General features: G+C 36.9%; 4 protein-coding genes. 2 read left to right on the top strand and 2 right to left on the bottom strand.

Annotation, left to right across the window (positions count from 1 at the left end):
• The coding region (locus P6936_RS04435; RefSeq protein ID WP_276880960.1) for a Rib/alpha-like domain-containing protein at positions 1-5402 on the bottom strand (5402 nt) is incomplete at its 3' end.
• A gap of 11 nt (positions 5403-5413) precedes the next feature.
• Complete coding sequence (locus P6936_RS04430) at positions 5414-12553, bottom strand: InlB B-repeat-containing protein (RefSeq protein ID WP_276880959.1); 7140 nt, start codon at positions 12551-12553, stop codon at positions 5414-5416.
• Positions 12554-12771: 218 nt separating this feature from the next.
• Here P6936_RS04430 and P6936_RS04425 point away from each other — a divergent pair, with 218 nt between their 5' ends.
• Positions 12772-13677 carry an AAA family ATPase gene (locus P6936_RS04425; protein ID WP_276861997.1) on the top strand — a complete coding sequence of 302 codons (906 nt, stop codon included), beginning with the start codon at positions 12772-12774 and terminating at the stop codon, positions 13675-13677.
• Entirely contained in the window at positions 13670-15403 is a 1734-nt protein-coding gene (locus P6936_RS04420; protein WP_276880958.1) for a hypothetical protein, read from the top strand. The genes P6936_RS04425 and P6936_RS04420 overlap by 8 nt, the downstream gene beginning before the upstream one ends.
• Positions 15404-16008 lie beyond the last annotated feature (605 nt).

Here is a 16008-nt window from a genome sequence, read left to right as displayed (position 1 = left end):
CTTCCGCCTGGACCTGGTTGTGGGCTTGGAGTTGGTGTTTCTCCGCCACTTCCGCCTGGACCTGGTTGTGGGCTTGGAGTTGGTGTTTCTCCACCGCTTCCACCTGGATTTGGATTTGGACATAGGCCACATTCCTTATACTTAGCAAGAATAGTAGTTTTCTTTGTATATTTGTATGGTTGATTTAATTTGAAATCAGAGTTGACTTCTGTTTCATCTTGGCTCATAATCCATTTATCAAAGGCATATCCATCTTGAACCTTCCACCAAGCTTGTGGTATTGTAAGCTCCTTATTAGGATTTACCCAATAGGTTGATTGAGTTCTACTTTCTGCCTTTTCCCCTGTATCAACTATAACCTTCACATAAGAATCTGGAACATTTTTTGGTTTTTCTGTTCCACTTTGAGGAATGATATCTGGATACTCCTCTTCATAGGAAGCGGTAATAGTAGTTTCATTTGCAGTAAACTGTTTACCATCACTAAGCTTGTATTCTTCATTTCCTATTTGCCATTTTTTGAATACATAATTGCCACTTCCACTAGGATTTACTATAGGAAGGTTGACAACTTTAGCTGGATTTACCCAGAAAGTCCTCTTAAATCTTGTGTTCTCAGTGGCCTTGTCTGTTGTATCTACTATTACTTTGACATAGTTGTCAGGGTGTTTAGCAGATCCATCATGATCTTCTATGATATCAGTTGTTACACTTATAGGAACTTCGACAACAACAGTTTTACCATTTGGATATTTAACCAAAACTTTGGCTGTAACATCTCCACCCTTATCTACATTTGGACTTCCGTCATTAGTATAAGTATAAGTCGTTCCTTTTGGTTGCTTGTCCTTATTTCCTATCAAGTCACCAGCTTCTGGTGTAGTTCCTATTGGAGTTGTAACATTTTTCTTAGGTCTTGGGGCTTCTTGTAAGACTTCAGCCTTTACACTTGTCTTATATAGAGCTGTTATTTCTGTATCTTGGGTGAATGTCCCCTTAATATTTCCATTATCCCAACTAGCTATAGTGCCTTGGGTTGTTTGCCAACCTATAAATTGATAAGTGTATTTTATATTATTTGAATCAGTTTCTTCATCTCCTTCTGGAGTTTCACTAATAGTAACCTCTTTTGTAGGGTTTACAAAATAATATTTAACTTCCTTATCCTTAGCCTTTTCTGTAGGAATAAGCTTAACTGTTACATAGCCTGCTGGTTTATCATTTCTATTTCCATTCTTATCTTTTTTTGGAATTACATCATCAAGCTCTTTGAAGCTAAATGTATATGTTTTATCCTCAGTAATCTTCTCAGCCTTAAATGCATAATCCCAGCTTCCGCCTTTTTCTGTATATCCTTGATTTGGTGTTTTTGTTAGGGCATTTGCTGTTTCTGTTAAGTCTACTTCTACATCAGGTTTTACGTAGTAAACTGTAGTACCTGATAGAGATCCATTAGCATCTGGCTTAAATGTTACTGTGAAGTAGCCAGCTGGTTTATCTGAACCATCCGTTTTTCCTTGAGGAATAATATCAGCTAGTGTTTTATATTCAGCTGTTATCTTTGTATCTTGAGCAAATGTTTGTGTTAATTTTTGATCCCAATCTTTAAACTCATATCCAGTAGATGCTTTAACACTTGGAGCTGAAACTGTTACTTCTTTGTTTGGTTTTACATAGTAAACAGTTTTTCCATCTAATTCCCCATGGTCGCCCTTATCAAATGTTACTGTTAAATACCCTGCTGGTTTGTCTGTTCCATCTGTTTTTTCTTGTGGGATTACATCGCCAAGTTTGTTATAAAGAGCGGTAATTTTGTCGCCATCCTTATATTGAATGGCTTTATTAATGCTTGTGTCCCAACCTACAGAAGTGAAACCAGTGTTTGGTTTTATTTTAGGAGCTTTATCTTCAAGTACAACTGCCTTATTTGGATTTACATAGAAAGTTGTATTTCCTTTTAATTCTCCATTAGCACCCTTGTCGAATGTGACTGTGATATAACCTTCTGGTTTTTCAGATTCGTCATCTTTTGTCTTTGGAATAACATCAGCAATTTCTTCATATTGTGCAATAACTGTAATATCACTTAATATTTCTTTTGTATCAGTAAAATTCCAGCCAGTAAACTTATAACCAGTTTCAGCTTTTGCTGTTGGTTTTTTAATTAGACTATCACCTAATGTTTTAGCTGGGTCAGCTTTTGGATTTACATAGTAGACTGTTTGACCTTTTGTAATTTCTCCGTGGTCGCCTTTTTCAAAAGTTACTGTTACATAGCCTTCTGGTTTGGCATTTTGTTTTCCTTCATCATCAGTTGATGGGATAATGTCGTCAAGCTTTTTAAAGTTTCCTTTAACTGTTGTGTCATCAGTGTACTTTTTAGCTGTTGTTGTATCTTGATCCCAATTTTTAAATTCATAGCCTATTTCAGCTATAGTTTTTGGTTGAGGGACAGTTACATCTTTAGCTGGATTTACATAGTAGACTTTAACTTCACTATCTGCAATTTTTCCACCTGTGGCAGGGTCAATTACAAAAGTTACTGTCTTATAGCCAGCTGGTTGTTGATTTTCTGTGCCATCTGGATTTTTCTTTGGAATAAGATCTTTCAAGCCATTAAAGGAACCTGTAATTGTTGTGTCTTTATCATAAACTGTAAGGATTGTTGCATCCTTATCCCATGCACCAAATTCAAAACCAGTGTTTGCTTTTGTAGCTGGTGGGGTGATTGTAACATGCTCTGTTGGGTTTACATAGAATTTAGCAACGCCAGTAATTGAGCCTTTGTCTTCGTCACCAGTTTTTACAACAAAAGTTACTTCCTTGTAGCCTGCTGGCTTTTCATTAGGAGTTCCATCTTCTTTTTTCTCTGGAATAACATTGTCAAGTTTTGTTGCCTTTGCTGTTACTACAATATCAGTTTCTGCGATTTTAGTTTTATCTTCCTTATCCCACTCTTTAAACTTATAGCCAGTTTCTTCTTTGTATTTTGGTTTTACAAGTTCAGCATTTCCAAGAGTGATACCTGCATTTTTCTTTACATAATAGGCTTTTTCTTCTGTTAGTTCTAGACCCTTATCTGCCTTAAAGCTTACCTTTACATAGCCCTCAGGTCTTGCCATTGGGTCACTTGAACTTGGGTCGTATGGAATTATATCCTTAGCTTCCTCATAAGTCGCTGTGATTGTTGTAGGAGTGGTAAATTTCTTAGCACTTCCTACTGTATAAGTTTCACCAGTTTTAGGATTGCCAATCTTCCATTCTTTAAATGTGAAGTATTGTTTACCCACTGGATTTGTTACTGGAATAGTAACATCTTTTTCAGGATTTACCCAGTAAATCTTATCTGCCTTTGTTTCGTCTGTCGCCTTTTCTGTAGGAACAAATTTTACTTCTACATAGTTTTCTGGAACATTGTCAGGCTTTTCTGTTCCCTCTTGTGGTATTACATCAGAAACATATTGGGCAACAATTTCACTAGCAGTTGTAAATTGTGTTCTTGGTCTATCAGTTAATTTATATTCCTCATTTCCCCTAGTCCACTTTACAAACTTGTTATCCCCAGTACCTTCTGGATTTTCTCCAGGTATTACTACCTTGGCTTTTGGATTTACATAGTAGTAAGTCTTTTGTGGATCTTTAGCCTTAGTTGTTGGATCAACAGTTACTTTTACATAAGAGTCAGGAACATAGTAAGGCTTTTCTGCTAGGGTCTTTGCTTCGTAGATGTTTTTTATAACCTTAATAGGAACATTTACAGTCTTGGTCTTGCCATTTGCGAAAGTTACTTTAGCTGTTAAGCTTTCACTTCTACTTGGTTCTCCTTTAGGATTAGTTTTTTCACTTAGCAAATCATAAAGTTTGTTATTAAGCTCAGTAAGAGTATAGACATTTCCTGTATCTCCCAATATCTCTACCCTATCATTTTCAGCTAATTGGGCTTCACTTCCATCTTCTTTTTTAATCTTGATTTGGTTTTTTATGGTAGACAAATCAGGTATGAAGTTATTTACGAAAGTATCATCTTCTTTGTAGGACTCATTAACGACAAGCTCATGGCTAATTAAATCATTGCTGTCCCAGATAGCATAGAAAGTCTTAGCTTCTTTTATATTTTTTATAGCTTTACTAAAGTCTTCCTTGGAGAGCACAGGCCCATCTTTACTTTCTGACCAACCCATAAAGGTCTCGAGGTCCTTTTTTGGCTCTTCTACTTTATCAGTCAAATCCTTATCGAAGTCGACTTCTTTGACAATCTTTTGCTCTTTACCATCTTCTGTAATAGAATCAAACTTGCCACCATTAGCATCAAAAGTTACAGGCAAGATTTCTGTCATAGTAAGCCTACCACCATTTATGACATCGTATTTTAAATCATATTTGTAGGTCTTATCCTTATAAGAGATTCTATTTTTATCCCTATCAAGAGTATAGGTATCAGTGGAGTCAGGGGCCGGATCTAATACATCGACCTTTGGGGTTTTTTCCAAATCACTTGCCGTATACTCACTATATTCAGCTGGATTTTCAGGATTAGGTTTATCATTTCTTATAATGGTCTTGTCGGTATCATTACTTGGAAAAGGATAGTCTCCATAATTTTCTGGGTCTTTTTCATTACCAGGAAGGAAATAACCTTTTACTTTAGGTCTATCTTTTTCTTTTACTTCTGTATTCCACTTAGAAGTAAACTTAGTTGAAGCTGCCTGTTGGATAGTTAGTTTTAAAGTAAGATTTCCTATTATCTCTCCACTTGTAGGGTCTGGGCGATCGAATTTATATGAGCTTTCTCCAGACTCATTTAATTTCGCAGTTAGAAGTTTTACATGGTCTGAAATATCCTTATCTAGTGATACAGCATACTTATATGGTTTTAAATCAGATGAATACAAGGGTAACTTTACTGATTTTCCATTTCCATCAATCCATTTATAATTTCCCTTACCATCAACTTTTAGACCAAATGTTGTTCCAGTACTTTTACCATTCGCATCTTTCTGTTCAAATACAATTTGCGCCTTATTTTTATTTCCATCTATATCTTTGCCAAAGACTCCAGCCCAATCAAAGTCATTACCATCAAGTCCTTTTGCATCAAAATCCGCACTTACATTAGCGAAGAATTTTGCTTTTTGCTGGTCATCAGGTTCTTGTCTAGGGAAGTAAGGAGAGCTAAATAAGCGTGCTCCCCTTTCTACTCTAATTGACCTTCTGTTTCGTGCTTGTCTTCTATTTGCTTCTATAATAGTTTTATTTTCCAACTTGGGGTAGGAGCTAACATCAATGCTAGCCACCTTTACTAAGTTGTCTTGGTTGTTATCCTTAGCTAGCCCCTCAGTTGGGTTAACTGCAGCACAAATCATGCTAATGCTAAGTACTGCAGTTATTATTCCCTTCTTCAAATAGTTCCTCCTTAATCTATTACTATTTCTGTAACATCTGATTCTGATGTAATTTCTCCATCTTTTACTTTTACTGCCTTAAATCTAATAATGTCACCACTTTGGAGGGAATCACCCTTAAAGTCAAAGACTTTCTTCTCGATTGTTACTATCTTCCTTCTTCTTCTGACCTTGAAAGTTTTAGTTCTAGATTCGTACTCTTCATTTTTAACTTCATTACCATCTTCATCGGTTCTAACTATACTTAGCCTACCCTCTGCTCCTTCAGATAATTCATTGATTTCGACATATTTATCTCCAGCATTGGCCTTGAAGATTTCTATAAATGGTTTGTCTTCGTTTTGATTGATGATTATTTCATCTTTTACAAAGGTACCCCTTATATAAACTTTTTCTTCTCCATCTTTTTTCGCTACTTGCTCCCATTTATTCTTTTCTTCTTCAGTAGCTTGGTCATCAGGATTTCCAGATGTCCAACCCTTGAAGTCGTAATCTTTGTCAGTCTTTACAAACAATGGTGATCTTATAGTAACTTCTTTTCCTTTCTTGACGAAGAACTTGTAAGCTCCATCAAGATATGCCTTGTCAGTATCAGCTACCTTGTACTCAACAAGGACAGTTCCTTCAGGCTGTTCTTTTTTGATTTCATTATCTTCTCTATCTGCTTTATCTACAGGAATTACATCTCCTATAAGCTCGTATTGGGCTGTAAATGTTATGTCTTGTTTGTTCAACTCAAGTGGTTTGTCCCAACAAGAATTTGCATCTTTTGCCTTGTAATATTTGGATGGAATAATTTTTGGAACTTTTAGTCCTTTTTTAACTGCATCTTCAAAGCTTAAATCTTTTGCAACTTTGTAAGTCTTTTTACCTTTAAGCTCACCATGCTCACCTTTGCTGAATGTAACTTTGATAAATTGTCCTTCAACTGGGTCATTTTCACCAATTTCTTGGACAGGTTCTTGCCAGATGGCAACTAAGTTTTTATCTTCGGTGATTGGGCTTGTTAAATCAAAGTAATCTTCTTTATCTTCTTTGCCTTTTTCTTTCCAACCCATAAAGACCTTTCCTTCTTGCTTAGGCTCAGCGAAAGCTTTTAATTTATCATTATGTTTAACTTTTTGATCATCAATCTTAGATCCACCATTACTATCAAATGTCACACTATGCTCTGCTGGCTTCCATTGGGCTGTGGCTGTTCTTGCTTTTTCAAGTTTAACTAGATCTCCTGCTTGGTAAATTTTTTCTTCACCATCAAGCTTCCAGCCTGCAAATGTTGCATTTTCTTTTGTTAGTCCATCTGGCCTAGCAAGTCTAACACTTGTTCCATAATCTACTGTAACAGCTTCTGGAACTGTTCCTTTCGCACCCTCGCCAGCTTTGTAGGTTAATGTTAGCTCAGCTAGCTTAAATCTAGCTTCATATTTTCTTTCGCTTGTAATTGAATCTTTAGTATTTATATCTTCATACCATCTATCAAAGACGTAGTTTACGCTAGGCTTTGTTTTTGGAACTGCTAATTGTTTATCGTTTGCTTTTTGTCCGTCTGCTAGTTCTACAAGTTTAATGTCAGCTTTTGGATTTACATAATAGATTTTTTCTAATTTATCACCTTCAAGCTTACCCTTATTTCCATCTTTACTTATGAAGCTTACTTTTACATAGCCTTTTGGAATAACTTGATTTGGATCGTCAGTTTTTTCTACTATATCTTTTGACTTGTCAAAGTTAAATACAAAGACTGTTTCTGGATCTTTAAATGTGTCTTTCAAAGTTTTATTTGCTGTGTTAGTCCATTTTTCACCATTTACAAAGTATCCGACTTCTGGAGTCTTTGTAACTGCTTTTGCAGATTCTGTCATATCGACTTCAACTTCTGGGCTTACATAGTAAACTAAATCTCCAGAAATGCTTCCGCCTGTACCAGCTTTGAAGATTACCTTTACATAATTGTCTAAGGCTTCTTTTGGTTTTTGTCCGCCAGCTGCTTCTGGAATTATATTTTTGTGAACTTCTACTGGAACTTCTAAAGGTTTGTCTTTTGTACCAACGCTTGAACCGTCAGTGTATTCTACGATTACTTTGGCTTTGCTCTTTCCAGGATTATTTACATCTGGTTGTGTAACTATTTTTACTTCCTTAATAGTCTTTCCTTCAGGTGGAGTAATCATCTTAGTAATTTCTTCAACTGTCGGTGTTTTTCCTTGTGGAGTGTGAACTGTTTCTCTTGTTGGCACTTGAGGCTTAATCACAACTGGTGTTACAGAATATTTTGCTACTATTGTAGTTTCTTTTTTAAATTTTCCTACTATCTTGTCTTTCCAAGTTTTTGCCTTATCTTTTGTTTCCCACCTAGAGAAATTCATTGTGTAGCCAACTGCCCCAATAGTTCCAAGATTTGCAGCTATAGTTTTGCCTGTTGGATTTGTTACATCTATTGTTACTTCCTTAGTAGGATTAACCCAGAAAGTTTTTTTGAAGGTTGTTTCATCTGTAGCCTTATCAGTTGTTTTAACTATTACTTTTACATAAGAATCTGGTACGTCTGGTTTCTTGTTTGGATCTGTTTGTTCAACTACGTCCTTAGCATCACTTGGACTTATAACTGTATCTTCAGTAAATTTGTGTCGTTTGCCAAAATCAAAAATTCCGTTTTCGTTTTGAGCATCCTTATCAGCTGTCCAATTGACAAATGTTGAAGAACCATCAGTTTTAACTTCTGGAATTTCTACCCATGCATTTTTGTTTACATAGTAAATCTTGTCGTCTTTATCGTTAAAGTCTTTGCTTGCTTTTACTGTAACTTTTACATAATTACCAGTTACATCTTTTAGTCCGCCATCTTTAGCTTCTTTTCCTTCAGCTTCTTTTAAGAATAGTGGTTTGTCGCCAGCCTTGTTAAGGGCTTCGTAGACGTTTTTATAAACTGTAATTGGTATATCAAGCTCTTGTGGTTCTTTGCCATCTTTGAAAGTAACTTTAGCCTTGATATTTACTTTGCGAACAAGCTCATCCTTGTCGGCTTTGTTCTTTTCATTTACTAAATCATATACTTGATCGTCTTTAGTTAGTTCGTTTCCAGCTTCGTCATATAATTTTATTTCAGTTCCTGCTGGAAGATCTTTTACTTGATCTTTTTCTCTCCAAACTAATTGTGCTTTTAATTGGCCAATAGTTGGAGCAAAGTTATTTGTCCATTTGTTTTTAGGATCTTTGAAGGCTTCTGTCCTTACTAGTCCAGATGCGCTTAGACCTGACCATTCAAAGTAAGCTGTAAATTCGTGATTCTCGTTGATAATTGTATCTTTGTTTAATAATGGTTTATTATCCCACTTAACAAATTTCTTGCCAGTTTCTGGTGTGATGTAATACTTGTCTTTATCTACAGTTTCGCTTTCTGCTAGTTCTTTTGGAACTGGAAGTAGGTCTGATTTAAGTCCCTTGATTACATCATAGTAAAGTTCTTTAATATCTTTACCATCTTTATCCTTACCAAAAGATCCACCCTTGTCGGCCTTGAAGGTCACTCTGACGTAACCATCTGGCACTGGGGCATCCTTTGGCACTTCAATTATCCTTACGTCCTTATAATAGAAGGTAATTTCATCTGATCCTGTGCCGTTGATGCCTGAGAATTTATTTGTTTTATCATCAACATCAAAGAATAATTGTTGTTGTGGTTTTTCGTCTTTAGCTAAAACCCATCCTGGGATTGGTCTATAGTTTCTAGCATCATAGTAGCGGTTACCATTTGTCACGACTTCTTGATCAACTATAGAATATTTTTCTATTATAGCTTTTCTCTCTTTATCTGGTGTAGCCTTAGCTAGTTCAGCCTTGGCTCTTTCATCTACATAGTTGACCTTGTATTCACGAGTTCTAAATGGCTTGTAGAAGAATTTAAATACATTATTTTTTACATCAGGATTAGCTTCTACTTGGTTGGTTTTTGGATTAAATTTCTTTTCAGGTTCTACGCGGAATTGTTGGAAGTAGGTGTTATTAGCATTTACTCTTCCATTATATTCTTCATATAGTGCCTTTAAATCATCCGGTAGTTTTTCTATAAGCTCTTCATGAGGTGCAAGGATATATTTGTCATTTTGTCTGTCTCCAATTGTAGCAACTAAATAGTCAGCACGTTTATCTTCAAGCGTGTCTTCTAGTTTTTCCTTTAACTTATAGTCCTTGTCCAATATATAATGTTCAACTTTAACATCTACTCTTGCATTTGGAACCCAAATTGCCTTGAGATATACTGGGGCAACTACGTCGTTACCAAAGGAATAAAGTTCTGGAACCTTGTAGGTTTCTCTATATGAGTCGTCGATTTCGTCTGTGTAGTCGCCTTTTTGATTCTTCTTGTAGCGAATTACTTCCCAACCCAAAAAGTCGTAGCCTTTTCTTGTAGGCTTGAAATTTGGTTCTACAAGTTTTTGCCTTTGAAAAACTGTAAAGATTTGCTTGTCGCCAACACTCTTTTCTTTTATCGGATAGGTTTTGGTCTCTTCTTGACCTATATCGCCTTCTTGGATCTTTTTGCGGCTTTTAGTTAAGTTATCTTCTTTAATATTTCTTAAAAATCCGCCGTTTGGATCGAAGGTTACCTTCCACTTGTAGTCTGGTTCGCCCCACTTAGCGTATAAATTTACTGGGTGAGAAGGCATCTTCTCGCTTCCGTTATCCCTGACAAGCTTAGTGCCAGCAGGGTCTAATGCCCAGCCCTTGAAGGCCATTTGATCTGAAAGACCTTCTGGTCTTTTGACCTTTAGTTTGCCATCTTTTGGATCTGTAAAAATAAGGTCTGTAAGGCCTAATTTTTCTAAATTTTCCGGATTGTCCAATAGGTTAGCTGGATTGTCTTTTTTATATTCTTCGTTGCCTTCTAAATCAGGACTTAGAGCCTTTAGTGGAAATTCGTAGAAGGTATCTAATGAGTTTTTTTTATTAAAGTAAGAATCATCTCTAATAATTGATGGGTCGTAGTTAAATCTTAGTGGGTACTTGTTACGAGAATACTCAAATTTCAAGTAGCCATTTTGATCAAATTCACGATCCTCATCATTAGGGAAATACTTCATAAAGTATAACTTGCCCTTTTGTTTAGGCTCGTCATTTTCATCTAATTCTTTAGAATATACCTCAGGAAAAGGTGTTTTTTCTTCACGCTCATCATTGAGATCGTCTAAGTCACTATCCTCCTTAAACTCTGACCCTCTTCCTCCTTCCTTCTTTGGTGTAAAACCTTGGAGGTCTGGAGGAAGAAACCCCTTATAATTATTATTATTGGTATCCGATTTTACGGTGTAGAGGTCATAGTCTATAACTTGTTCACCATCAAAATCATCCAACCAAAAGTCTATGTGGTGGGGCATTGTAGATTCATTTTGATCAATACCAAAGGAAAGGTCTGTAATACTAGCTGGCTTTTTTTGACCATTGCCTAGGTCTATTTCACTAACATATCCACCTTGTTTTTCTAATTCAGGAAAATCTATAAAGAGATTGGCGGAGAGTCTATAAGGCGGCGTGTCTCTATAAAAATATTTTGGGTTTTTTAAATTTGGTAACCATCCTAAACTATTATTACCTTCATCAAATCCCCTTACTTCCTTTACATCGTCTGGCCACAAGCCAACCATACTTTGGTTAAAGCGTGCCTTAAAGTGGTAGGGATTACCCTCTTCGCCTACTTTTTTATCGTTTTTCGTTATTTCTGGATAAAAAGCGGATCCAGCCACGTTAGATTTTGTAAAGTAGAGATCATAAACTTGTCTATCGTAGTAGATGTTGTAGACAGTCTTACCTGTTGAATCGACAGACTTAACTAGATTCACATTTGCAGGGTCCGCATTTTGCTTAAGTGTTAAATCTTGGTTGTAGACATAGAACTTGTTTAGATAAGGAACTCCGCCACCCCATATCTTGTCTAGACGGGCTTGGTCTAGGTCTGGGAAGACTATGTCTTTTACAGGTTCCTTATCCAGGTCTGGTCTCGAACCTGTGTCTCGGCCTTTATATACATGGGTACCTATATAGTCGTACTTATCAGCTATAGAAGCACCATCTGCATGGTCTGCCTTTTCTGCCCAGAATTGGACAGCGTAGTCAGCCTTTTCCTTTTCCTTCCATACTGCTGTGAAAGTAACTTTGCTTGGAGGCATAGTTAAATTAGCAGCAAGATTTTCGATAGCCTTGCCATTTGCATCTTTAATTATTTCATTTGCCTTATATGTTTTTCCCTCCGATGTATTTAAATCAACAGATGGTTTCCAACCTTGGAACTCTCCGCCTGCTTTTGTTGGTATAGATTCATAGGCAATTTCAGGTATTACTTGGCCATAGTAAAGTGTACGAGCTGGAAGTGGTGTGCCACCTTGTGTGTCAAAGGTCACATCGTAGTGGGCACGGTTGTAGCGGTATTCTAAAATAAAGTTCTCAGCATTTTCTGGAACTTGCATAGTAATTGATTCTCTTTCAGGAACAAAGCCCTTTCGATATGGATTACTTTCAGGCAAAGGAATTACTTCCATGGTAGAACCGGTGTTTCCACTTTGAGTAGTAAAAAGTGCAGTTTCATCTCCAACGCTTCCATCTGAATTGGTGTACTTAGTAAGATCTTTTAGGTCTTGGAAAACGTGTTTGATTTTAATTTGATTTGACTTGGCTTGGTATTTAAAATCTCTTTTCGCCATATATCTAAGACCATATTTTTCGTCGCCAGTTTTTTCGCCATTTTTTGCTTCATTCTTAATATAATCATAAGTATCTTTGAAAGAATCTTCACCATCAGGCTTCTCATAACCAGCTAGGTCTGGTAGGTCGATTTTTTTGTTAACCTTTTTTTGCTCCTCGGGTGTTGCATCTGCACCTACACTTGCCACATAGGGTTGGTAGTCAATTTTATACTTTTCGCCCCTATGGACCTTATAGTCTGTACGCAAGGTGTAGATTTCTGGTTGGTCTGGATTTTCAATTAATTTTTCAGCCGTTTCTCCCTCAGCAGGCTTTGCAGGCTTAACATCTAATTTATTTAGATAATCTTGCGTCTTGACTGAATAATCAGAACCACTTGCAAAGGCCGGGGCGATATTTGATGCCATCATTGTTGTGGCTATCACTAGGGCCATTAGCTTCCTTAATTTCTTCATCTTCTTCTCCTAACTTTAACTGTTGTTTTTATATATAGTTTATTAATTTCAAATTTCATTATATCATCTTTCATTATACACCAAACTCTGTAAAATTTAAACGTTAATCGTCAATTGCTTGTAAAATTTCACAAATCAATTTAATATCTCTTATTTTTCCAAGAAAATTTAGAAGTGATATTTCCCCTGCACATTGTATAATAAATCCGAGGTGTATTATGATTGAATATTTAAAAGAGCAAGACATCGACGAGAGATTGATTGCCCAATTAGAAAAATATAGAAAAGAAAACGGACTTCCTGACAACGACAGGGTTATTAAGCCCGAATACAAATATTATGGCAAGGAAGTTTTGGAAGAGGCCATAGCTGCTCTTTTGGCTGGAAAGAATATTCTCCTTACTGGAGCCAAGGCTACAGGAAAGAACGTCCTTTCGTCCAATCTTTCCTATCTTTTCCAAAGGCCTTCCTATAATGTTTCTTTCCATGTCAATACCGATTCAGCTTCACTTATTGGTGCGGATACTTTCAAAAATGGTGAAGTTGTTTTTAGGAAGGGTCCTATTACAGAAGCAGCCGAAAAGGGAGGCTTTGCTATTTTGGATGAGATAAATATGGCGAAAAACGAGGCGATTTCCGTCCTCCACGCAAGTCTTGACCATAGGAGGATTATCGACCTTTCAGGTTATGAGAAGATAGTCCTTGATCCCAATACAAGATTTATTGCGACAATGAACTACGGTTATGTTGGTACTAGAGAGCTAAATGAAGCCCTTTCATCAAGGTTTATGATTATCAATGTTCCAAATATTTCCAAGGCTAACTTGGATAAGCTCCTTTCTGACAATTTCCCAACTCTTAAAGAAAAGTATAGAAAGGCCTTTATCGACCTTTTTATAAGCCTACAAACAAAAAGCGAGAACAATGAAATTTCTACTAAGTCTGTCGACCTTCGTGGTCTAATCGGGGCAATCGAAACTATAAAGATTGGTCTTTCTCCTTACCAAGCCCTCATGATGGGTCTTGTCAACAAGTCCTTTGACGAGTTTGAAAGACAAATCGTCCTCGATAGCCTAAAGAGTAAAATTCCAACAGATATAGGAGAAAGTGTCTTTGATGATTGATCAATTAGAAAAAATCAGACAGTACAACATAATCTGGGACTTCGCCAAGTCCTATGACTTCCTACCTAAAGAATCCTACCCCATGGATCAAATCTACCTTAATATGATTACAGGTTTTAAGATAGGTAATTTTGATTTGCAGATTTTAGCCTCCTTCTTTTCTTATATAAAGAAGGATAATAGCTTCTATGAAGATTTTAAGTTTATGACAGAAATTCTCCTAGCTGATATTTCCTACAAGGAAATCGCCAAGGATAATCTTGTTATTGAAGACTTTAGGAAAAAATATGCCAAGGAGATTATGGATAAGTACGCCTACCACGAGCCTAAGGATTTAAAAGAGCAAATAGAAAAGGCCTACTACGGAAGGATACTTGCTAGACCTATTACTGAAGCTAGGCTTTTTAGGGATATATACTCTGCCCTTTTTTCTATCCAAACTACAAATACTACCGATTTAATCGATAAGCTTGATAAGTTTTTTAAGACTTATTTCCGCTTTGATAGGTCGGCTAAGGATAGGGAGGCTTTTTCTCAGATGGTCAAGGAGAAGAAGCCCCAAAAGTTTGATGATGAGGATATAGACCTTGATAATGCCAAGTACACCGAAGAATATCTTAGGGAGCAATTCGGTATAGGGTCTGCGGAATTTACGGGCAATATCTACCTTGCAGAGAAAAAACAAGACAATGATAGAAACCTCATGTTTTTAAACAAGGGCGAGGATGCCTACCACTCTTCAAGCGACTTTATAGAAGACTTCTATGGCCTATCAGTTATGCCTAAAGAAAAGCTATCGGCTCTGGAAGAGAAGATGTGTAAGGGAATCCACAAAAACAAGAGGCTCTACTTTACTAGGGGAGAATACTCCACCAAGGCCAACGCCCGTTTCTACAAAAAAGCTAGGGTCAAACAGGCTGAGAAAAACGAAAAATATATCAAAGAAAATATGGCTATCAACAACCGCTCCATCAACGAGCTAACCCTTTCTATCAAAAACTCCATAGCGAATTTTCTAGACTATAACGAGGTCTACAAGAACTTTGGGGCTATTGATTCGACCAAGGCTTGGAGGGCAAGTGTACTTCACGATTATGACGTTTTTATAAATGAAGAAAGTGACGATGTAAGTAAATTTAAGGTAGACCTCCTCCTTGATGGCTCTGCCAGTCAGATAAGCCGCCAAGCCATGGTCGCCAATGAAGCCTATATCATAGAAAAGGCAATGGATGCCCTAAATATCCCAATAAGGGTGATGAGTTTTTCGACCCTCAAAGATTTTACGGTCTTTAATATCTTTAGGGACTATGACGAAAGGGAAAATAACGAGAAAATCTTTAACTATTTTGCTTCCGGCTCTAACAGGGATGGCCTTGCCTTTAAGACCCTCCACGACTTGTTAGAAAAAGATAAGGATACTTGCAAAAACATTATAATAATCCTATCCGATGGCAAACCCCACGATGAAAAAAGTAATATCAACACAGTAAAATTACTAGACAAGGACCAATATGTCGATGACAATGCTGTCAAAGATACTGCTAAGGAAGTTAGAAATATAAAGGAAAATGACGTTTCGATTTTAGGAGTCTTTACTGGAGAAGAAGAAGACGTAGAAAACGCCAAGCTAATCTACAACACAGACTTTTGTAGGATAACAAACCTAGAAAACTTCTCCAAGATAGTATCAATATTTATGAAAAATCAAATACTACAAGCAAATTAAAATATGAGATTTTCACTAAATTTCTAAGAACCCAGAAAAAGATCCTCACGTCAGAAGCAAAGCTTCTTCCTCGACGGTAGTTTTCGGATTCGCCTTATAAGCAGAATGCTCATCTCGAAAAGCCTCGATTAAGGAATTTCATCAGCACGCTTTGCTTACTGTGACAATTCCATTAAGGATGACAGGGTTGTAGATTCTCACGTCGCTTTTTTGCTATAACAATTCCATTAAGGATGTCAAAAAATGGACATAGAATGAAGACCCACTGTCATTCCTACGAACGCAACCCACTGTCATTCCGACAAAGAAATCGCAGATTTCGCCGAGGAATCTCACTAGTAAGTCCAAGAGTCGTCTAACACTAGGACGACAAAGAAAGAGATCCTCACGTCGCTATCGCTCCTCGACGGTAGTTTGCGGGCTTAGCACTGCTTCGCCTCGCAAAGCCTCGATTAAGGAATTTCATCAGTTCGCTATGCTTACTGTGACAATTCCATTAAGGATGACAGGGGTGGTCGTGGGAGTTTTTTATTATTTTAGTAAAAAAAACGAGCCGGTAGGCTTAAAGCTTCCTTTATTGGATTGCTTTATGCCACTTGGCTCGG

The organism is Anaerococcus tetradius (assembly GCF_947087635.1).
GTDB classification, from domain to species: Bacteria; Bacillota; Clostridia; order Tissierellales; family Peptoniphilaceae; genus Anaerococcus; species Anaerococcus tetradius.
Note: the sequence above shows the minus strand (reverse complement) of the source record. Positions and strands in the feature narration are given on the sequence as shown.

Coding starts and splice junctions, on each gene's coding strand:
- P6936_RS04430 (WP_276880959.1), bottom strand. CDS start 12,553: ATGAAGAAATTAAGGAAGCTAATGGCCCTAGTGATAGCCACAACAATG.
- P6936_RS04425 (WP_276861997.1), top strand. CDS start 12,772: ATGATTGAATATTTAAAAGAGCAAGACATCGACGAGAGATTGATTGCC.
- P6936_RS04420 (WP_276880958.1), top strand. CDS start 13,670: ATGATTGATCAATTAGAAAAAATCAGACAGTACAACATAATCTGGGAC.